Source organism: Peribacillus sp. P4_D6 (assembly GCF_056401795.1).
This window is the reverse complement of record NZ_JBFUIQ010000017.1, coordinates 43,368-64,566: the sequence shown is the minus strand read 5'-3', so window position 1 is coordinate 64,566 and position 21,199 is coordinate 43,368. Positions and strand designations below refer to the sequence as shown.

Genomic DNA, 21,199 nt, shown 5'->3' with positions numbered 1-21,199 from the left:
ACATATCTTTGATCAAATGATGTTCTCAAACCAACCTACAACTCCCGGGTATGGTTTCTAACTAAATGCTAATACAAAGTTGATTGGTGCGGAAGGTACGAGACTCCTGCGGGAAAAGCGTGTCTRGGGGAGACCCCGCAGGCTTAAGCCGAGGGCCGACCGCCCGCGGAAAGCGAGTGCCTGAAGCGGAAATCAACGTCCAAATCGTACAAGCAATAAAAAAACTGCAGACAAACACGATTTTCATCGAGTTGCCTACAGTGTGGTGCTTCAGGATGATGAAACACCTTTGAAAATGATTTGATTAATCCCAAACGCTTATTCTAGGGACTCCAGCAGTTCTTAAATAGTCCAATAATTGACCAGTATGTACAGACTCATGATAAKCGATTCTTAGCAACATGTCTCCTAAATCCCTGATATATCCTACATCAGAGCGATCAATTTTAATAGTGGATAAGTCGTCTTCGCTGAAGGACATGATTGTTTCCAAAAAATCACGCCTGTATGGTTCAGCAAAGTTTAATTCCGCTTCCACGGAGATAAGCGGCTGTTTTTCATATGGTGATTCATAAACTGGTAAGCTGCCTTGATTTTTAATGGATAAATGATAATAATGCTCACTATCAAGGACATGTCTAACCATTTCTAAACAGCTCATTGCCTTGTCGTCCGGTTTCCAATGGAGTGTGCCTTTAGGTATTGATGTCCATAGTTTAATGTTTCTTCTCCTAACCTCTTCCAGATTTAAGATGATTAGTTCTATCGATTTCATTATATCTCCMCTTTTAGAAGGTATACACCCACTATACAGGAATGGGTTTATTTTGAAAATATAGAAAATTTAATAGAATTACCTTGGATATATGAAATGTTGTAGAAAAAAGAAGCATCGGAGAGTGAAGTAAGATTATAAGTAAGGTTGAAGAGACTACAGGGAAAATGCCTATGAATCCGTGTAGAATTTACAGGCTTTCCTTCCCTAGTTATTCATTGCATGGAGGAACAAGGAATTCCCGCTTATTTGTATTGGTATCAGGAATGAAATTCCAGTTAATAGGGGGGGAAACAGAATGTATTTTGATCGATCTTTCTTCTTATTTACGCTATATAAGCTTCAAGAGAACCTTCTTAAATCAGTGATTGAATTAGAATGTCATCATGATAAATAAAAATAGGTTTAAAACCAAGGGCTCTAAACTTTTGCAATGCCTCATGGTTATTTTTGTTCACGAAACCGGACACTACAAGGATTCCTTTATTTCTCACATATTCTACTAATTCGGGTAAAAGGGCTTGCAGAATTCCCTTTCCTCTATATTTTTTGTCAATGACTACATAATTAATATGAGCCACTTTATATAAATAAAGATTATAACAAATGAATCCCACTACTTTACCTTTATCATTACAAATTACAAGTACCTTGTGTGACTTTTGCAGAATTTCATTCACTTTATCGGAAGAGACCCGAAAATTTTTTACGGTGATATCCGTTAATTTCTTTATATCCTTTTTAGGTTTCCAGTCTCGAAAAAAATACATCATAACTTCTCCTTTATCTCTATTAGATATAACAGTTATTCACTAGACATATATAGCTGGTACATGTAAATACATAACACGGAATCCCTTTAGATAGTCCAAAGGGATTCCATGTTAATCTCAAAAAAGCAACCTTCTAATTTTCAAATTCCTTGACAGAAGTGGGTTGCTTGATGGAAGTAGGTTCCTTAATTGAAGTACCTCTATTATTGTTTAATAAATTTTGTAAGACTCTTCTCAAGGCAGACCTAAGGCTGCTATTGCCAGTTCCGGAATTACCAGTTCCAGAATTAACAGCTCTTCTTAGCTTTTTGTTTGACACTGAAATCATCCCCTTTGTTTTATAAATTTCCACATTACTAATTTATGTGTAATTTTCCCTTTTGCTTGGACAAGTTCACCATTTATTGCACAGCGGCAGGAGTTGCTACCATTTAATGTAATAACATGGTATGATTTATGTGAATTACTTCACATAGAAGGCGCTCATTATTATTCATACTATTAACTCATAAACGAAAGTGGTTGGTTATATGCGAGATGGGGGAGTGATGACCCCATATAGGAATTTGGTTAAGGCCATAAAGGTCAGGAAATCAGAAATTCAGTGGTCCATTTTCTAAGAAAGAATCAGGAGCTGAGCGGGGTGTTCAACTGTTCATCGCTGCATCCAGTTACAAATCGTGAATTGATGGCTCATTTGAGAAAGCTCATGAATATTCGGATTGGACTTCCCTGTCCAACTCCCATTCTTGAAATGGGGACCGAAACGGAATTGATATTAAAAAGACGGTGGGTCATACCTGAGAGATTGGAAAAGGCGGGGTATGCATTTAAATTCGATCATCTTGATGAGGCTCTCGAACAGATACGGATGAAGTCTTAAAATACTCGTGAAAGATTGCTATAATGATAGATAGAAAATCATTAATGGAGGGGAAAGGCAGAATGAATATGACTCCATCTGAAAAAGTCGGAAGATTCACAACAGGAATATTTTCAGAGTTGGCGGCCCGCAAGCAGGATGCAATGAAACGGGGGCTGGATGTTATCGATTTGAGTGTTGGAAGTCCGGATCTACCACCGCCTGATTTTGTAGTGGATACGCTTGTGAAATATGCGCAGGATCTCAATTCTTACGGGTATACGTTAAAAGGTACGCCTGAATTCAATGAGGCAGTTCGGTATTTTTATCGGATGCGTTATGGAGTGGAGCTGGATGCAGAAAGGGAAGTCCTCCAACTGATGGGGTCACAGGATGGCCTTGCACACTTGGCAACGGCGATGATAAACCCTGGAGATTATGTACTGGTGCCAGATCCGGGATATCCAATTTATGAAGCGAGTGTGGAACTTGCCGGCGGAATCATTCATCCGATGCCGCTTACTGCCGAAAATGGATTCCTGCCGCAGCTCAACGAAATTCCGGATGAAATACTGAAAAAGACGAAAATGATGATCATCAGTTATCCAGGAAATCCTGTCACGACCCTTGCTGATGAGACTTTCTTTTCGGACGTTATATCGTTTGCGAAAAAGAATGAAATAATGGTGGTTCACGATTTTGCTTATTCGGAATTGATTTTTGATGATCATCCGCAAATTAGTTTTATGTCCATTCCTGGTGCAAAGGAAGTGGGGATTGAATTTAACTCACTTTCCAAAACTTTTAATATGGCCGGCTGTCGCATTGGGTATGCAGTGGGCAATCAAGAGGCGCTGAACATCCTGGGAACGCTGAAATCACACATCGATTATGGGGTTTTTTATCCTATTCAAAAAGCTGCCGAAATGGCGCTAACTTCCAATCTTTCGCTGCTATCCGAACAGGTTAAGGAATACCAGTCACGACGTGATGCCTTGATTTCAGGTCTTGCGGAAGGGGGATGGCATGTACCGAAAACATCAGCTACGATGTTTATTTGGGCCCAAATTCCTGCTGGCTGGAAATCACGGGATTTTGCCTATGCATTGATTGAAAAAGCAGGGGTAACGGTCGTTCCAGGCGATGCTTTTGGGAAGCAGGGTGAAGGGTATGTCCGGATGGCCTTGGTCCAGCCGGCCGAGAGATTGACTGAAGCTGCCGAACGGATCAGAGTGTTTTTGCAGGAAAAAATGGAGTGTGAAAAATCTAGCATTTAATATATTCAGGTTTTAAGAACGTTCGATCACGAGCACACCGAGGAGTATATAGAGCTCGAGGAAGCTGTTACTTACTTGTTAAAGTGAGGCGCTCTCTAGTGTTTTTAAGAACTACTTTGAAGGTCCATCCTCTGATGGGCTTTTTTTATGTTTATGGGAAACTAGCGTGATAGATTATGAATGGAATTTCCGAACGTAAGAAGGACAAGCCGCATAAAATATAGCAGGTCCGCGACAATCTTCCATGAAGCGGACTTAATAGGATAGAGAGGGGGAAAAGCAATGATCAACTGGAAAGTGCGTCTTAAGAACCCTACGTTTATATTCACTGTACTCCTTCCTGGGCTTTTAATATTGGCGCAGATGGTTGCCGCGTTCATAAACAATTTCATTACTCCTATAGGCTTTACCATTACTGATGATGCATTGAACGGCGCTTTAGGCATCATTAACTTCATAGCGCTTACATTCTTTGGGGTCGGCGGTGTGGTCGATCATACAACTAAAGGTTTAAGTGACAGTGAAAATGCACGACAATACAAGGAACCTAAGTAATGGACACTATTCTTTCAGTTACTGAAAAGTAGAGTATACCAGATAGCACCGTATTAGCTAGACAACGGCGTTATCTGGTTATTTTTTTTGCAGGGATGACGATCGCCGAAAATGATTTGGTCTAAAAGCCGAAATGTAACATACATTTAAAATTGTGGTTCATTTTCAGTTTGGGGAGGAAAAAGGATGAGTTATCGTTTACCAGTTTCAAAATGGTTTGCAGCCATAGTTTTAGTCGGGGCATTATTGACGGCATTCATATTCAGTCCGGCTAATGCTTCAGCCTCTATCAATTATGGTGATGAAGTTGCCGCTTTGGCAAAGAAGCAGGTGGGAAGCAAATATAAATATGGGGGAACGACCCCTAAAGGGTTTGATGCTAGCGGTCTTACCCAATATGTATATAAAAATGCCGCCACAGAAATGAAGATTCCAAGAACGAGTGCGGACCAGTATAAAACCGGAAAGGCCGTGAAGCAAAAAGATTTGAAAGCGGGCGATTTGGTCTTCTATGCGACAGGTAAGAAAGGGCAGGTCTCTTTTGTAGGAATCTATTATGGAAATGGCACATTTGTCGGGACCACCACCAAAGGGGTCAAAGTGGTCAAAATGAGTGATGAATATTGGAAAGAAAAATATATAGGGGCAAAACGGGTCATTAAATAACAATCTGAATTCCACATGATAATAGTCCAGAAAACAAAAGAGCATCGAAAAACCGATGCTCTTTTTGCTAGTCATATCCGGGGGCCATTCATTCAATGATGATATCGGTTAAAACAACATGGCCATTACGAACTTTTACGACGGCCACTGAAGGATTGGCCAATGCTTCCTTCTCCATTTCCTTTGCCTTTTCTTCGGATGCGAAATAATTGTCCAGACCGTATCTGATCTGAATGGTTTTAGCATTTTGCAGGTCATAAGGGACTTCCAATTCCCCTTTTAGGTACACGCCTTCGCCGGGTTTTTCTTTCGTTACGTAATCAACAACATATAGTCCATCCTTATTTTGTTTTAAACGTACATATACCTTTTTAAAATCACCCATATTCCTTATATTGAACTCGGTTTTAATCGAGTCATCGACTTGCGACGGCTTTACTGATTCAATTTCGTATTTCAAAGCCACATAGCTTCCCCTAAACAAATCAGTCGGGTCGACCGGGGCTGTTTTGATTTTGATTACATCTCCTGTCATTGTTGTCCAGACCGGGGGAAATGCCAAGGTTAACAAAATCAAGACTGGAATGGAAAATACGATGAGTGGCCGGAATGATGGATTACTCATTGAGTTCCCCTCCTTTTTTTCGTTGGTTTTCAAAGAAGAAGCCAAAACCGATGAGCATGATTCCACCGATGATGAATGTAAGCGATTTTGGCAGGAAGTCAAAGGAGTAGATGTAATATCTGAAAATCAGTGCACATATGATCACGATGCTGGTCAAACTGCCTTTTAGAATCAGATAAAGCAGAAAACCGAAATAAGCTATAGGAAACCAGATTGAAAAATCAAAGGTAAGGAAGAGTGCGGTTAAACCATGTAAGATATGCCCTTGTATGTGTGTGATGTTTTGTAATTTGGCTCTTACCGGAATATAGGCAAGCACGATACCCATTACAAACAAGATGGAAAGGACAATCGTATTCGAATTTTCAAACCCTATTTTCGGCACGAATTCCATAAGAAATAAGGCAATTGTATTGATGGCTAAAGCGTTAATGAAAAAGGTCAGATAATTAGGGTAATCGAATTTTTTTAACAGAATGTATAAAGCCGGTAGAAACACAAGAATGGCAAGCGGATAAGATGTTTCATCAACGAATATACTTCCATTCAAATAAATGAAAAGCAGGAAAGATGTAAAAAGGAGGATGAAAACATCCTTCAAATAGTATCCAATGAATACCGTTCCAATCGCCCATAATAAAAAGGAATTGTTGAAATTGATGCTAATGTTAAACATCTGCTCGACTAGAAATATCCCTGCACCAAAGATCAGGATACCTGCATAATGCAGACTTCGTGACGTTTTGGGAAAGCGTGCCTGCACATTCACGCCAGCAAAGTTCACTCCGATTAGGCATGCAATGATAAGCAGGAATTTAACCGCTTTACTTAAATAGATCCAGTTGCTGGCTACGAAGGTCAATACGCCTAAACCTAAAAGAAGTGCCCCAATGGATAATAGAATCGTGATGAAGTTCAAATTGCCTTTTACATCATAGGAACCTAACATCCTCACTTTCTCTTGCCGGGAGATGACTCCTTCCTTTTCAAGGTAATTAAATTCATGTTCAAGAAAATCGAATTGCTTCTTTGTTATTGCTTTGTTGGCCAAAGTAACTCCTCCTTCCATATTTTACTATTATACATCGTATTCTCTTGCAGCTTTGAATATAATGCTAATTTTCTTCTACCCTTATTGGAATGCGTGTAAGACATAAAAATATTTATAGTACCTTGCAATGAACAGTACCATGTGGTAAATTATTTACATAAGATGTATTGTTCGGTGTTCAGTACTGTTTATTGAACTGTACTGAAAAACTTTTGGAAGGAGTGAAGGTGCTATGAATGTACAATTTAAGAAAGGTGTCCTGGAACTGTGTGTTCTGGTGTTACTGGATAAGCAGGATCGCTATGGGTATGAACTTGTACAGAAGATTTCGGATCAAATTGAAATATCGGAAGGGTCGGTATATCCACTTTTAAGACGATTGACGAAGGAAGAGTATTTTACGACATATTTGCAAGAATCAACAGAAGGGCCTCCGCGCAAATATTATACATTAACCGAAAAAGGGCGGAGATACCTTCAAGAACTGCTGATGGAATGGAATGAATTTTCCAATGGGGTCAACCAATTAATCAAGGAAGGTGTGAACCAATGAATAAAGAACAATTTTTAAAACAATTGAATGCCTCTTTAACCAGACTTTCCTTAGAGGAACGGGAAGATATCCTTCAAGATTACGAAGAGTATTTCGAAATTGGAATGGAAGAAGGGAAGTCAGAGCAGGAAATCTCCAAATCCCTTGGGAATCCTAAACAGATTTCCAAGGAACTGATGGCAACCTATCATCTTGGTCAGGTAGAACAAACGACTTCTGCAGGTAATGTTATGCGGGCAGTTTGGGCAGTCATTGGTTTGGGGTTCTTTAATTTAGTGATCGTTTTGGGACCATTTATAGCCTTGATCGGAGTTGTCATTGCAGGGTGGGTTTCGGCGATAGCGTTCGTTCTTGCTCCACTTGGCGCTCTGTTTAACCTTGTGTTAGGTAACTTTCAATTATTCGATCTTTTCTTCGCATTGGGACTATGCGGGATTGGCATTTTCATTGCCATGGGAATGTTTGTCGCTACGAGTGCTTTAACTAAAGGATTCATTCGCTATTTAAAATTTAACGCTTCCCTTGTGAAAGGCGGTTTGAAAAATGATTAATGTAAAAAAATTATCGATCATTGCACTTGTATTGTTATTGATCGGGGTAATAGGAAGTCTGTTTACGTTTTCCCAAATGACGAATAAGGAAACGACTACAGAGGAAAAAACGATTTCGGAAATCGTGACGGACATTCAGATCGACGCTGACAATGCAGCTGTAGAGATCGTGCCAACGAAGGATAAGGAGACCAGGATAGAGTTGGTTTCAAAAGGGATTGATGTTTCCAAGTTGGATTTCACTGCAGATGTGGAAGGGAAGAAGCTTTCGGTACAATTAAAGGATCGACGTACGTTTAGCTTTGGTTTTCATATTCAATCCTTACATTTAAAGGTGTATGTGCCTGATGAATCTTATAAATCCTTTGTCGCCGAATCCGATAATGGAAAATTGCAAATATCAGGATTGAAAAGTGAAAATCTAAATGTGAAATCTCAAAATGGCCGGGTAGAATTAAATGATATAATAACCGAAAAAGTTGAAGTGAAATCTGCTAATGGAAAAGTAGAGCTTAATAATGTGGAGGGAAAACTAATTGGTTCTTCGAATAACGGTAAAATCACATTAGTCACGAAAGACTTGGATAGGGAAATCGAACTCGAAAGTAATAATGGTAAAATCATGATCAAAACGGAGAATGAACCGACGAATACAACTTTCGATGTTCATGTTGACAATGGGAGAGTGGATATCCTTGGTAAGTATGAGGGCGATACTGTCATTGGCAAAGGTGAAAATCTAGTTAAATTGGAAACGAATAATGGTAAAATCGAGATAACGAAATAGTCGTGAAGCATGAAAAGCCGATCCAATTGGGATCGGCTTTTTTCAGTTATGCATCCCCTTTTCTTAAGGAGATAAGGAAAAACATGTAAAGTTTTTCCTTTTAGATGTTTTTGGAATTTAATAAGATAGGGTGTAGAACCATCCTTCACTTGCAGAATGGTTGTTTCAGGGGATGTTTTATGAAAATTTGAATGTAAGGAAAATCCATTATACTGGCGGGATGCGTTTCAGCTAAGATCCGTTACGGATGAATAGAGGCAATGGTTTAATGCATTACAGCATGGAGAATCTAAATTATTGGTTTGCATACGGAAGGTAAGTGGACGGAAATGATCATGAATGTTAAAGGGGGAGCCCTATGTCATATTGGGCTTTTATTTATATATATATATTTAGGTACACGAAATAAATCATTCGCTTATTTTAACCAATTTTAGTAAACTGGCAATGACTATTATAATTAGAAGGTGAAGGAATATGAGGGAAACCTTAGTGGATGAACGGGTAAGAGGGACTGATAAAATCTGGACACGTGATTTCATCATGATCTGTTTGGCAAATATGTGCATCTTCATGGGTTTTCAAATGACGATGCCGACCCTCCCGTTGTTTGTGGAACAGCTTGGCGGTGATGATCGTCTTGTGGGGGCTGTCCTTGGAATCTTCACTTTTTCGGCCTTGCTTGTCCGGCCAATTGCCGGAAGATTATTGGAGACGAAAGGAAGGCGCATCGTTTTTCTTGCTGGGTTAGCCATTTTTGCATTGTCAGTGGGTTCCTTCGGTTTCATGGGGAGCATCGGCTTGTTATTCATGATGCGGATTGTACAGGGCGTCGGCTGGGGATTTTCTTCAACGGCTTCAGGAACGATTGCTTCCGATATAATCCCTGCGAAACGGCGTGGTGAGGGGATGGGGTATTACGGATTATCGGGTAACTTAGCACTGGCATTCGGGCCATCATTGGGTCTTTTCCTAGTTACGGTCCTTCCGTTTCAAGAGTTGTTTTTGATCTGCTCTTTATTAGGATTGCTTGCCATCATTGCAGCATCACTTATTCGGTATCAAAAAGTGGAAAGTGATCCTTCGGCGGCTGTCAGAGCCAAAAGGTTTGATATTTATGAAAAAAGTGCCCTTCAGCCATCTTTGCTCATTTTCTTCATCTCCGTTACATTTGGTGGAATTGCAACCTTCCTTCCCCTGTATACAGCGGAAAAAGGTGTAGATGGAATTCAGTGGTACTTTTTAGTATATGCAATGGCCCTTATGGTCACGAGATTATTCGCGGGCCGACTATATGACAGAAGGGGACATCGAGCCGTATTCGTGCCTTCAACGGTACTCATCATGGCTGGAATGCTGCTGCTTGCATGGATGCCGAGTGAAGCAGTACTTTACATTGCGGCAGTGCTTTATGGATTTGGATTCGGTTCTGTTCAGCCGGCGCTGCAGGCATGGTCGATTGAAAAGACGGCACCCAATCGGAAGGCGATGGCGAATGCCACATACTTTTCATTTTTCGATCTTGGAGTGGGCATAGGTGCCATCGTGTTCGGGCAGATTGGCTTCCTCTTCGGATATAGGAGCATCTATATCACGGCGGCTGCCTCGATTTTCATTTCGATGATCGTTTATTTATTCATCATCAGGAGCGAGGATAAAGGAAAATCAATATAAGGATGTTGAATGGCTTCAATGGAAGTCATTCTTTTTTTTTTGAGTCAACAGGAACACCCTTTGTGCATTATCCTAAATATTTTAAAAATGGAAAAACTTTGTTATTATCGAAAAGAGATTATACATAAGATGATAGAAGGTCTATTTGAAGGAAGGGGAAGCTTGGAATGAATGACTCTTCAAACGAAGAAATGACATTAGAAAGAAGGAAGCGTATTTTCCAAGAAGAGCTGGATGTATTATGGGAAAGGCGGCTCATCCCTAAATCAGAATATATCCGGATTAGCAGGGCTTACAATCGGCATTTCCAATTAGCCCTCCATAAACAAAAGCGCTTAGAGCAAGAAAAGAAGAAATCCACCCATGGAACTGAAACGATAATCGGTGAAAATGCCGATAAGAGGAGGATTCAGGATAGCCTGATCGAAGAATCTTCATTCCAATTAAGGGAATCCAGTGGATTGAATGAAGCGCCTACTGAATCTGGTTTCGAGGAGAGCCTTGAACCTGTCAAGGAGAGCAATGATAGGAAACCGGTTATTCAAAAGCAGGCCATCAAGCGGGAGAAACCGGTAAAACCGGCAAAGCCGAAGAAAACACCTGAACAAATCAGGGAACGGAATATTTCTGTCATCCTGCTCACTGGGGTCATATTGCTTCTGTTTGGCGGGTTGATTTTAGCAACCACTTCATGGGGGGATCTGAATGCGGTCCTGAAAGTTTTCTTCATTGGAATGGTTTCCGTCATTTTTGCAGGGATGGCCTTCATCGCGTCGAAGCTGAAAATTAAACAAACCGCTTTTGCATTCCTGACGCTAGCGGGGCTGTTCATTCCGATTACGATATTATCAGCTTCATATTATCGGATTTTTGGAGAGTACCTTTCACTTAATGGTGATGGGCGGGGGCTTCTGGGGTTTCTTGGGGGATTACTTTGCTTAGCCATTTATTGTAGGATTGCTGACTACTTCAAGTCGAAAATATTCATTTTCATTTCAATATTCACTTTTGCCATTACCTGCTATTTCGGATTGGCTTTTGCGACGCCGACAATCGAGTGGATGTTTTTGGCGATTGGCATTCTTAATTTAATACTAGTATGGAATATGGAGCAATTGAAAAATCAAAAAGCCTTAACGTTATTCAAACCATACATTTTTCAATTCATCCAGTTTAAGCTCATCGTGGAAGCCTTTGTGATCCTGACGTTATTTTCAAGTAACTTGGTGTATTCCCTAACGTTGATGGTCTTTTCTGTTTTGTTTTTGATTTTTTCGGTCAAATTCCAAAAAAAATATTATGAAATGGCTTTTAGCGCCGTTTTCACGTATGGATATATCCATCTTGTTTATAACTCGTTTTTAAGTGAGTACATGATCACCGCATTTGCATTTGTACCAATCATCTTTACTATGCTATCGAAATATCTGGCTAAAGCCAAAAGGACTAACCTTTCGAAGAACTTCATGATTACCAGTTTGATTGAGAGCGGGATCGTTTTCTTATATAGTAACGCGATGGTGTACCAGGATAACTATGCGCAAATATTCATCGCGCTCATGTTAGTATCCGCACAGCTTGCTTATGTTTCCCTTCATTCGGGAAATTCAAGCTTCACGTACCCGGCTGTTGTTGTTTTCGACTTAGCGTTCCTATATCTTTTCTTTGCCTTGCCAATCTCTTTTTCTACCATTTTAAATCTGTTATTTGTTGTTCAGGTCATTCAATATCTTGGAGTATATCTATATAACCGTCACCCAAGGTACAGCCTGTTTAAGAAGAGTATCTTACTTATCTCCCCAATGATCATGCTAGTGATACTGACCAGTAAATTGAGCGAAATGGCTTGGCTTGCTGTTAGTGCAGAGCTCGCCATGATCTCTGGGCTTTTCTTCATCACCTATATAAAAGACGAATCAAAGCATATGAAGGAAAACGCCATATACGGATTTCCGATCACTTTCATACTGGCTTTGGTTGCTTTCTATCCATATTTGCTGGAAAGCGGAGGGTGGGTCCAATCAAATATCCCGCTCAGCGTCTATTTAATGGGTGTTTCACTGATTTCCATCGGTGCAGCTTACACATTTAAAAAGGGATACCATAAATTGTTTCCAGTTTTTGCGTATAGCGGACAGATTCTTTCCTTCCTTTCCTTGATTTCGATTCCCTTCGATTCAATGAATCCTTTGGAGGCAAGCGGAGTGATTGCCGTAGCTACTGCAATAAACAGCTGGTCCGTCCATATACATCGGAAGCAAATATTCTGGGTGCCTGTCGTGATTACAAGTGCCAGCCTATATGCCTCACTCTACGATGTTTTTGATTTTGCTTCAATGGAGCTGAGGATTGCGTTCGTGTTGCTCGGCCCCATTATCTTTTTCCTATTAGGAGAATGGCTTGGGAAATATTCAAAAAATGGGAAATTGTACTTCCAATATACGAGTCACCTTGCCAATTTACTGGCGATTCCCGTTGGCTATTTGCTCATCATCCATACGGAAAGTTCTCCATTCCTATATGTTGCACAACTCTTGATTTATATTTTGAGTGCTTTAAGGGCACATGTGAAATGGGAAAAATACGTTTTTACTTACCTAGGGTTTTCGACCCTTTTCCTACAGGTCCATTTATTTGTGGTAAACGTCGAGCAAATAGTATTCATTACATCAATATGCATGATGATTACAGTAGGACTCATAACCATTCTGTGGGGGTTATCCAATAAGAATTGGAAAGGCATCATGGAGTATTACCTTATTCCATTCATTCATTTAGGGATAAGCATATCCATTTTGGAAATGGCGATCCGGGACTTTCCACTTAACCGCGAGTTAGTCTGGGTAGGAGTGATGACTGTACAGCTCTTGTTTGCCTGGTATCTGCTCATGCAAAGGAACTGGCGGAACTATGTTGCCGCTCCTCTAAGCCTGGCCTTCATCTTCTATAATTTGTATGTAAATACATTGCCTCTGGTTATGGCGTTTATCGTATTGCTTGTATGTATGGTTGTGATGTTGATGGCTAGCAGACGCCTTTTCAAAGGATTGCTCAACGAAGAGGGAACGAAGAGAGTCATTGATTATTATCGGATTTTTGGCTTGCTATATCTGTGTACTCTGAATCTGGAAGTGTTTACGAGTGACTCAGATTCTGTGATTTTGGGGATTTTTGTTTCCCTGCTGTTGCCTAGCTACTTCATCCTGATAGGAAGATTCACAATCTATAAGAAAGAAAAAAGCATTTACTCGGGAATAGCGGCCATCATCGGCCTTTTCCCGTTCATCAATATCATAGATTATGCCCATACACTTCCAATCGTCATGAGTTTGGCTGTTCTTTTTGGCTGTATGGCAGGAATGTTGTTGTTAAGCAGGCTGTATTCCAGCGGATTACTCAAGAAAAACGGATCAGGCATCATCAGCTTTGATCCTTTCAGGATTTATGGTTTACTCTTTTTGATCGATATGAATGCAGAGGTTTTTAATGATACTAAACATCAGTTACTCCAGATCTTTGTATCGCTGCTGTTAACCGCTTATTTCATTTTCCTGAGAAGCTTGACAGCGGAAAAGCTAGAAAGGAAAATCTATTCCAATATTGCTGCACTAGTCAGTCTGTATCCCTTCCTGATCATAGTTGGCTATGCCGACAGCTTATCTGTTGTAATGGGCTTGCTATTCCTTTTTGGCTGTATGTCAGGGATGCTGCTTTTAAGCTGGCGTTATTTCGATGGTTTAATCAAAAAGGAAGAAACAGGAATTACCTTCGATGCATACAGGATATATGGCCTGCTGTTTTTACTGGCCATGAATAGGGGAATCCTAGCAACTGAAACATCAAGCCAGTTACTTCAGGTTTTCGTCTCGTTCATGATCACGGTTTACTTCATCTTGATTGGAAGTTTCTCAAAGGATGTAAAAGAAAAGGGCATCTACGTTTGGCTGACGGGAGTTCTCAGTTTGTATCCGTATAGGATCATCATCATGTACGCGGACACATTACAGCCTTTCGTTGGAACGGCAGTCCTTCTTGGATGTACGGCCATAATGGTCTTGCTAAGCAAGAAATACTTTAAAGGCTTGCTTGATAAAGGCGGGGCAGGACTTCAATTGGATTTTTACAGAGTCTATGGTCTGCTGTTTCTTATTGCCATGAACATGGATGTTTTGACGGGGGGACCGACACATTTCATTTTGGAAATCATCGCGGCACTTCTGATTCCGGCCTATTTCATTTTGATGAGAAGCACGACGACAGGCATGTTGGAAAGAAAATCCCAGATGGCAGCAGCGATTTTGTTCAGCCTATATCCGTATTGGGTCATTGTCGATCAACTCACGATCCCTCCTGTATTTGAGGAGGAGGTGAATATTCTGCCGCTGTTCATTGTCAGCACCACTCTGCTGAGGAAAATATTTGTTAAAGGCAAAATCACACAATATATCGAAAGCGGCATTGTTTTCCTATTGTTTTTAGCCCTGATCATTGATGCAATGGCAGGAAACACCTTATATGATGCCCTCATTATCGGAACCGTGTCATTGGCAGCAATGCTCTTTGGATTCATGATGAAATACAAATCCTATTTCATCGCTGGAACTGGGACCATTTTATTTAATGTCTATATGAATACCAATTCGATGTGGGGCGAGATGCCATGGTGGCTGTATTTAATCATCGGCGGAGGGCTGCTTATCGGAATTGCATCTTTCTTTGAATGGAAAAAACAAAAAGACAACAGGACCTCTAAGGAGGTTCTTGAGAAAAATAAACAAAGGATCAAGAATTGGTTCAATCGGTGGAATTAATGAAGAAGGAAATGGATTGCGTCAGATATCCAAGCTCAAAACCTTGGACGAAAATTCAAAGGGGTTCGGAATTTATTAATTCCGAACCCCTTTTGCCTGTAAACCGAGAGCACTTAAAAGATCTCTTTCTCTGCTTCTATTTTTTTTATTTCCTCTTCCCAATCATGAATTTCTATTTCCCACTGATCTAAATTAGTTTGCAAAACATTAATTAAAAATGGTGATAGGACATTTCTGTATTTTTCCAGTTCTTGAATCAACTTCACTCGATCTTCAGTTAAACCTTGTACTAATTTTTTTTTGCTTTCCAAATTTGCATATACAAAAACTGGCCTGAATTTTCGTATCTCATTATCATCCATATCAGTTGTAACTCCTTTAAAATTGAGTGAAAAACTAAGCACGATCAATCAGTTCATACAAAAACGCTTGGATTTTCCAAGCGAAAAGCTCAAGACGAACAAGAACTGCATGAAGAACAGCTGGAAGAGGAATCAGAACTGCTGTCATGGGAACCGGTATGGCCACCATGATCGGCATGGCCGGATCCGGAGGAAACTGTGTTCGGTTCATTCCCGAATATATCTTTAAATTCGCTGTCAAAATCATCTGTGCTTGCATAAGTGAAATAGGCAGGAGCTGCGTAGTCCGTCTGATCGTACGTTTTCCGCCCATTCAATTCTGTCATCGGGCGATTTTCTTTAAATTGGGAAGTGAAGGCTTCAAAGGTCCGTTCTGCCTGTATACTGGTCGGTTTCCGCATATATTTCTCTTTTAACTGCTCCAGCTCCAACGTTTCAAAATCGCGGAGAAGCGTTAGCCCTTTATCATGTTTGAAAAATTTGCCCCATTTTTGAATGGAATGGGAGTCCACCGTAAATAGCTGTACATAGTAAAAGTCAAAAAGAGTGCGCTCTTCGGGTTTGAAAACGGGTTCTGAATGAGGATGGTGCTGAATGGTCCTACCGATGAAAACCTGGCAAAACTCATCATATTCCTGACTATAGTTCAGCATGATATGCCATAACTCATCGATGACTGAATTAAACATTTCAACTTTTCCAAACACTGCAGCCATAATCAAATAGCGTTTCAATTCACGCCAGGCCTGATTGACCTTTAACTGTGAGTCCCGTGGATGCTTCAGGCGGAATTCAGTATTGACCTTTTCCATATAATCGAAATCCAGTGCTTTATTAAGCTTTTCAATCAATGCTTCTGAAACGATTTCCGTTGCATGAAGATCTAAAGTTTCTTCACGGTATTTACGGAATTCATTTTGATAGCGTTCCATTTTAGCCGGTTCACTTAGCCCTTTAACGAAATTGACCAGTAAAACAGCAAAAATTGCCGCAAGAATGACATAAAAGAAGGTCATTTTTGTCCACTCCTCTTAATCTATGGATATATTGCTTTAACATTATCTTACATGTTAATGGAAGGGATTGTAAGTTGTTTTATCTAAAATGTTCCATTGGCGGAAATTGATTAATATCGTGAGGTTGCAGGACAATACCCTGAATCGGGTATCGTCCTTTCCTTGGCATGTAAGGGATTTTCATTTAAAAATCAAGCGCTTCAAATAATGCCTCATATCTAGTATAGTTAGAGGGGAAAAGGGGTGAAGGCATGTACTTGACAGTAAAAGAGACTGCGGAATATCTATCGATGCCGGAATCTTATATAGAAGGTTTGATCATTCAAAATAAAATTCGCACCGTTCATGATGGTGAGCGGCATTTGATTTTTAAAGATCAGTTTAATATGCATCTTGAACAGATGGAGAAATATAAGAAGGATTTAGCGGATTATTATAACGAACCCATCCCCGAAGATATCGATGTGAAAGATGAAGATTAGCATCTGTCCATTTAGCAGATGCTGAGTTTCAAAAAGGAGGAAGGTACGAGAATCCTGCTTAGAAAAGCGCGTCTAGGGGAAGACACCGCAGGCGCAAGCCGGGGAGGCTCCSCGACCGCCCGCGGAAAGCGAGTGCCTGGAGCGGAAATCAACGCCCAAATTGTACAGCCATAACAAAAGCTGAGGCCATAGCCTCAGCTTTTGTTTGTAGATAGAAGGGGGCCCGGAAAACATATCTTTCATTGAAGTCCCGAAACAATTGACCCAAAGTAACACCTTCAATTCCAAAGGTATGGTTCTAGCTCAATTTTATACAGAGTTGATTGGAGCAAAAGGTACGAGACTCCTTTGGGAAAAGCGCGTCTAGGGGAGACACTGCAGGAGTAAGCCGAGGAGGCTCAGCGACCGCCCGCGGAAAGCGAGTGCCTGGAGCAGAAATCAACGTCCAAATAGTACAAACCAATAAAAAACCTTAGACATACTCGATTTTCATTGAGTTTGTCCAAGGTCTGGCATATGCCGATTTGTCAGATGTTTTTTCATGCAGAAATGGCTGTGAAAGTAATGGTCGAATTTCCGAAAAAGGTCTTTAAATACGTCTGCATCATGGGCCTTACTGATCATTCAAATAATTTTGTTGTCAATGCAAGGTAATTGTAGTAGAATTCCTCAATTACGTGTAAAATAAAAGGTAAATGAATTATAACGGCAGAACGGTAGTTAGGAGATAGGTAAGTGGTAAAAGAGTATTTGCAAAGCGAAGGTTTTTCAAGGTTAATTACATTAATTGTGTTAGTCCTCTTTTTAATAAGCATCGGCAGTATGGTTAATATCGTGTTATTCACATTTGTTTTCACCTTCTTGATGGGAAGGCTGGAGCAAATTATCATGATTCGGCTGAATAAAGTGATGCATATCAATTCCAAGGTTGTTATAAGCTTTTTATATGCAGTCGTTATTTCTTGTTTAGCCATCGTTCTTTATAAATATCTACCGGTCATCACGCTACAATTCACGGAATTAGTGACACAGATCGTTTTCTTCTTTCAACATCCACCAGATAGCAGGGTCATTCAATATGCCATTAATATAATGAACGAGCTGAAATCTCCGCTCGATCTTCAAAAACAGATGAATACACTCTATCTTTATATATCCGATTTCGGTAAACTGGCATTTCAAATTTTCATTTCCATGTTGCTTAGTCTATTTTTCTTATTGGAAAAAGATAAAATCATTCGTTTCACTTCTAAATTCAAGCGCGCCAAATTTAAATCTTTCTTTATAAACTTAAGCCACTTTGGCGTCAAATTCATCAATTCATTCGGAAAGGTGATCGAGGTCCAGTTCTTGATAGCCATCACGAATGCTGTCCTATCCGTCACTTTCTTATGGATCCTTGGCTTCCCGCAGTTGCTCGGTCTAGGGATCATGATTTTCTTCCTGGGTTTGATTCCGGTTGCAGGGGTCATCATCTCCCTCATTCCACTTAGCATGATTGCTTATAGTATCGGCGGCATGCCCAAAGTGATTGCGGTATTAATCATGATTGTTGTGATCCATGCAATTGAAAGCTATATTTTAAATCCGAAATTCATGTCGGCAAAAACGAATCTTCCAACATTTTTCACCTTCATCATCCTATTGTTTTCCGAGCATTTCCTTGGGATATGGGGATTGATCATCGGAATACCGATATTCATCTTCCTGTTGGATATGTTGGATATTGAAGAGGGGAATACGGAAGTACCATAATAATCATTTGAGCAGCGGCCGCTAATATGGCCGCTGCTTATTTTTGTTCCTTAAATCTTTTGAACGGTGGCACTATCTGTTTTCAATATAATATCCATTAATTCGAGTGAAGGGGAGAAAGTTGCCTCTTTCCCCATTAGAGCCCAGTTGCGTTTTTAATTTACCGAGTTAATTGATTAAAATTTTATTTTACTAAAGTTATTTATCGACTTTTTATTGCATAAAAAAACAAATAAACGTATAATATTCTTAAAAGAATAAACTGAAAGTTCTCTAAAGTTAGATTTATCTGTTTTTTTAGAAAAAAGAGAGTTTACGAGAGAGAAGAGGGGATTATTTTGAAAAAGGTTTCTTTTTTAGTGTTTGCCATGGTTGCTTCTTTGTTACTAGTCATGACAGGGTGCGGGAAGGATAAGGAAGTCTCGACAACTGGTAAAGAAGAAGAGTCCAATGGGAAAACACTCAGGATCGTGACTGACGCCAACTATGCTCCATTTGAATATCTTGAAGGCGGTAAGATTGTAGGATTCGATGTTGATTTCATCAATGCCGTTGCAAAAGAAGCGGGATATGAAGTTAAATTGGAAAGTGTTGGCTGGGATCCGATTTTTGTTGAAATCGAAGGTAAGAGAGCGGATGTCGCCATATCTGCGATTACAGTGAATGACGAAAGAAAACAATCTTATGACTTCTCGGTTCCGTATTTCTTATCCACAAACAAAATTCTCGTTCCTGAGGATAGTGATATAAAATCTGGAGATGAATTGAAAGGAAACGTCATTGCCGTTCAGACTGGTACTACTGGACAGGAAGCGGTAGAGAAACTCCTTGGGAAGAATCACAAGGATATCAAAAAATTCGAAAATAATAACCTGGCCATTCAGGAATTACTGAAGGGCGGAGCATCGGCTGTCGTAGCTGATAATACGGTTGTTGAAGAATATGTGAAAAATAACCCCGATCAAAAACTGAAAGTCGTTGAAGACAGCAAAAGTTTCAATGAGGAGTTTTATGGTCTTATGTTCCCAAAAGGCAGTGAATTGAAATCGGAGTTCGATAAAGCCGTGAATGCCATTTATGAAAATGGGAAATATGCAGAAATTTATAAAGAGTGGTTTGGTACTGACCCAGATATTGAAACGTTGAAAGCACAACAATAAAACAAATGGATAGTAAAAGATTGCGTAACTTTACGTGTGAAGTTACGCAGTTTTTTTGGTCTTTAGGAGGGGAACGGAATGAGTTTTCGCTGGGATATTATTTTTGAATATGCTCCTTTCTTATTAAAAGGGACATTGCTTACTATTGGGCTTTCGGTTTCCTCCATCCTGATCGGAACCTTTTTGGGGTTATTGATCGGTTTAGGGAAAATCATGAGAAACAAAGTGCTTGCCCTTCCTTTTTACAGTTATGTCACGGTTTTTCGCGGAACACCGCTTTTAGTTCAAATCTTTTTAATCCATTTTGGAATCGTGCCCTTTTTTACCGGGGAAACGAATGCAGTAACCGCCGGTGTCATTGCTTTATCGTTAAATGCAGCCGCGTATATCGCAGAAATATTCCGGGCGGGCATTCAATCCATCGATAAAGGGCAAATGGAAGGGGCGCGTTCATTGGGGATGACCCATGCCCAAACAATGATACATGTTGTATTGCCACAAGCTTTCAAACGAATGATTCCTCCGTTAGGAAATGAATTCATCGTATTATTGAAGGATTCATCCCTGCTTTGTGTCATTGCTGCCCCGGAATTAATGTATTGGGGGAAAGCGATGGGGAGTCAGTACTTTAAAGTGTGGGAGCCATACTTGGCTTGTGCCTTCATCTATCTATTCCTGACCCTCATTTTAAGTTTCGTATTAAATAGACTCGAAAGAAGGTTGAAAACAGAATGATAAAGGTGGAGAATCTAAAGAAGTCATTTGGCGAAAATGATGTATTGAAAAATATCAATGCAATCGTTTCCCCTCGGGAAGTAGTCGTGGTAATTGGTCCTTCTGGGTCGGGTAAATCCACTTTTCTGAGATGCATCAATCAACTTGAAACGATAACGGGAGGCCATATTTTCATTGAAGGGCTTGATACGACAGACAAGAAAGTCAATATCAATAAAGTCCGGACGGAAGTTGGCATGGTATTTCAGCATTTTAACTTATTTCCGCATAAGACTGTTCTTGAGAATATAATGCTGGCGCCTATAAAGGTCCGCAAGATATCCAAAGAGCAAGCTTCCCAAAGAGGGATGGAACTGCTTAAGAAAGTGGGACTTGCAGAGAAAGCGAACGCATATCCGGATTCATTATCAGGTGGACAAAAGCAACGCGTCGCAATTGCCAGGGCGTTGGCGATGGAACCCAAAATCATGCTATTCGACGAGCCCACTTCCGCCCTGGATCCGGAAATGGTCGGTGAAGTCCTTGAGGTCATGAAGCAACTGGCCAAGGAAGGCATGACCATGGTAGTTGTGACCCATGAGATGGGGTTTGCAAAAGAAGTTGGAGATCGCGTGATCTTCATGGACGAAGGTTATATTATTGAAGAAAATATTCCTAGTGAGATTTTTAATAATCCCCAGCAGGAAAGAACTAAAGCCTTTTTGAGTAAAGTCCTTTAATTACACGTAA

The 21,199-nt window shown here is 40.2% G+C and carries 21 protein-coding genes; 15 read left to right on the top strand and 6 right to left on the bottom strand.

The features are described 5' to 3' along the window. Positions 1-304 precede the first annotated feature (304 nt). Both AC1DVB_RS08500 and AC1DVB_RS08495 read right to left on the bottom strand, forming a co-directional pair. Complete coding sequence (locus AC1DVB_RS08500; protein WP_477588949.1) at positions 305-775, bottom strand: DinB family protein; 471 nt, start codon at positions 773-775, stop codon at positions 305-307. A 356-nt stretch (positions 776-1,131) separates the two neighbouring features. Then, positions 1,132-1,545, bottom strand: coding sequence for a GNAT family N-acetyltransferase (locus tag AC1DVB_RS08495; RefSeq protein WP_048687239.1), 414 nt, complete (start codon positions 1,543-1,545; stop codon positions 1,132-1,134). A 170-nt stretch (positions 1,546-1,715) separates the two neighbouring features. Between AC1DVB_RS08495 and AC1DVB_RS08490 the strand changes: the two genes are divergently transcribed. The 5 genes from AC1DVB_RS08490 to AC1DVB_RS08470 all read left to right on the top strand — a co-directional run bounded on the left by AC1DVB_RS08490 (position 1,716) and on the right by AC1DVB_RS08470 (position 4,908). Continuing rightward, positions 1,716-1,892 (top strand): hypothetical protein, encoded by a 177-nt coding sequence (locus AC1DVB_RS08490; protein WP_477588947.1) that lies wholly within the window; start codon positions 1,716-1,718, stop codon positions 1,890-1,892. Positions 1,893-2,191: 299 nt separating this feature from the next. Further along, a complete protein-coding gene (locus tag AC1DVB_RS08485; protein ID WP_318269931.1) occupies positions 2,192-2,431 on the top strand; it encodes a DUF1731 domain-containing protein in 240 nt (79 codons plus the stop codon). Between the two features lie 62 nt (positions 2,432-2,493). Next, complete coding sequence (locus AC1DVB_RS08480) at positions 2,494-3,687, top strand: LL-diaminopimelate aminotransferase (RefSeq protein ID WP_477588945.1); 1,194 nt, start codon at positions 2,494-2,496, stop codon at positions 3,685-3,687. Positions 3,688-3,969: 282 nt separating this feature from the next. Continuing rightward, complete coding sequence (locus AC1DVB_RS08475; RefSeq protein WP_063577356.1) at positions 3,970-4,242, top strand: phage holin; 273 nt, start codon at positions 3,970-3,972, stop codon at positions 4,240-4,242. A gap of 186 nt (positions 4,243-4,428) precedes the next feature. After that, a complete protein-coding gene (locus AC1DVB_RS08470) occupies positions 4,429-4,908 on the top strand; it encodes a C40 family peptidase (RefSeq protein WP_034305456.1) in 480 nt (159 codons plus the stop codon). A gap of 88 nt (positions 4,909-4,996) precedes the next feature. Here AC1DVB_RS08470 and AC1DVB_RS08465 read toward each other — a convergent pair whose 3' ends face one another. Both AC1DVB_RS08465 and AC1DVB_RS08460 read right to left on the bottom strand, forming a co-directional pair. Continuing rightward, complete coding sequence (locus AC1DVB_RS08465; RefSeq protein ID WP_095679878.1) at positions 4,997-5,533, bottom strand: GDYXXLXY domain-containing protein; 537 nt, start codon at positions 5,531-5,533, stop codon at positions 4,997-4,999. Next, positions 5,526-6,584, bottom strand: a complete 1,059-nt coding sequence (locus tag AC1DVB_RS08460; protein WP_477588942.1) for a DUF2157 domain-containing protein — start codon at positions 6,582-6,584, stop codon at positions 5,526-5,528. Before AC1DVB_RS08460 ends, AC1DVB_RS08465 begins: the two co-directional genes overlap by 8 nt. 232 nt (positions 6,585-6,816) lie before the next feature. On the opposite strand from AC1DVB_RS08460, the gene AC1DVB_RS08455 reads away from it, so the two are divergent. The 5 genes from AC1DVB_RS08455 to AC1DVB_RS08435 all read left to right on the top strand — a co-directional run bounded on the left by AC1DVB_RS08455 (position 6,817) and on the right by AC1DVB_RS08435 (position 14,960). Next, positions 6,817-7,137, top strand: coding sequence for a PadR family transcriptional regulator (locus AC1DVB_RS08455; RefSeq protein ID WP_034305446.1), 321 nt, complete (start codon positions 6,817-6,819; stop codon positions 7,135-7,137). After that, positions 7,134-7,688, top strand: coding sequence for an HAAS signaling domain-containing protein (locus AC1DVB_RS08450; RefSeq protein ID WP_057278699.1), 555 nt, complete (start codon positions 7,134-7,136; stop codon positions 7,686-7,688). The genes AC1DVB_RS08455 and AC1DVB_RS08450 overlap by 4 nt, the downstream gene beginning before the upstream one ends. Then, positions 7,681-8,475, top strand: coding sequence for a DUF4097 family beta strand repeat-containing protein (locus tag AC1DVB_RS08445; protein WP_095679876.1), 795 nt, complete (start codon positions 7,681-7,683; stop codon positions 8,473-8,475). The genes AC1DVB_RS08450 and AC1DVB_RS08445 overlap by 8 nt, the downstream gene beginning before the upstream one ends. A 477-nt stretch (positions 8,476-8,952) precedes the next feature. Continuing rightward, complete coding sequence (locus tag AC1DVB_RS08440) at positions 8,953-10,149, top strand: MFS transporter (RefSeq protein WP_048687223.1); 1,197 nt, start codon at positions 8,953-8,955, stop codon at positions 10,147-10,149. A 167-nt stretch (positions 10,150-10,316) separates the two neighbouring features. After that, positions 10,317-14,960 carry a hypothetical protein gene (locus AC1DVB_RS08435; protein WP_477588939.1) on the top strand — a complete coding sequence of 1,548 codons (4,644 nt, stop codon included), beginning with the start codon at positions 10,317-10,319 and terminating at the stop codon, positions 14,958-14,960. Positions 14,961-15,073: 113 nt separating this feature from the next. On the opposite strand, the gene AC1DVB_RS08430 is transcribed toward AC1DVB_RS08435, so the two are convergent. Further along, positions 15,074-15,322 (bottom strand): hypothetical protein, encoded by a 249-nt coding sequence (locus AC1DVB_RS08430; RefSeq protein WP_095679874.1) that lies wholly within the window; start codon positions 15,320-15,322, stop codon positions 15,074-15,076. 89 nt (positions 15,323-15,411) lie between these two features. After that, positions 15,412-16,338, bottom strand: coding sequence for a glycine-rich domain-containing protein (locus AC1DVB_RS08425; protein ID WP_095679873.1), 927 nt, complete (start codon positions 16,336-16,338; stop codon positions 15,412-15,414). Between the two features lie 251 nt (positions 16,339-16,589). Between AC1DVB_RS08425 and AC1DVB_RS08420 the strand changes: the two genes are divergently transcribed. From AC1DVB_RS08420 to AC1DVB_RS08400, 5 genes are all read left to right on the top strand, one after another. Beyond that, on the top strand, positions 16,590-16,820 hold the full coding sequence (locus AC1DVB_RS08420) for an excisionase family DNA-binding protein (RefSeq protein WP_057278704.1): 231 nt from the start codon (positions 16,590-16,592) through the stop codon (positions 16,818-16,820). Between the two features lie 735 nt (positions 16,821-17,555). Next, positions 17,556-18,575, top strand: a complete 1,020-nt coding sequence (locus AC1DVB_RS08415) for an AI-2E family transporter (RefSeq protein ID WP_057278705.1) — start codon at positions 17,556-17,558, stop codon at positions 18,573-18,575. Between the two features lie 338 nt (positions 18,576-18,913). Beyond that, on the top strand, positions 18,914-19,735 hold the full coding sequence (locus AC1DVB_RS08410) for a basic amino acid ABC transporter substrate-binding protein (RefSeq protein WP_057278706.1): 822 nt from the start codon (positions 18,914-18,916) through the stop codon (positions 19,733-19,735). 78 nt (positions 19,736-19,813) lie between these two features. After that, on the top strand, positions 19,814-20,470 hold the full coding sequence (locus tag AC1DVB_RS08405; RefSeq protein WP_057278707.1) for an amino acid ABC transporter permease: 657 nt from the start codon (positions 19,814-19,816) through the stop codon (positions 20,468-20,470). Next, positions 20,467-21,189 carry an amino acid ABC transporter ATP-binding protein gene (locus AC1DVB_RS08400; protein WP_048685484.1) on the top strand — a complete coding sequence of 241 codons (723 nt, stop codon included), beginning with the start codon at positions 20,467-20,469 and terminating at the stop codon, positions 21,187-21,189. Before AC1DVB_RS08405 ends, AC1DVB_RS08400 begins: the two co-directional genes overlap by 4 nt. Positions 21,190-21,199 lie beyond the last annotated feature (10 nt).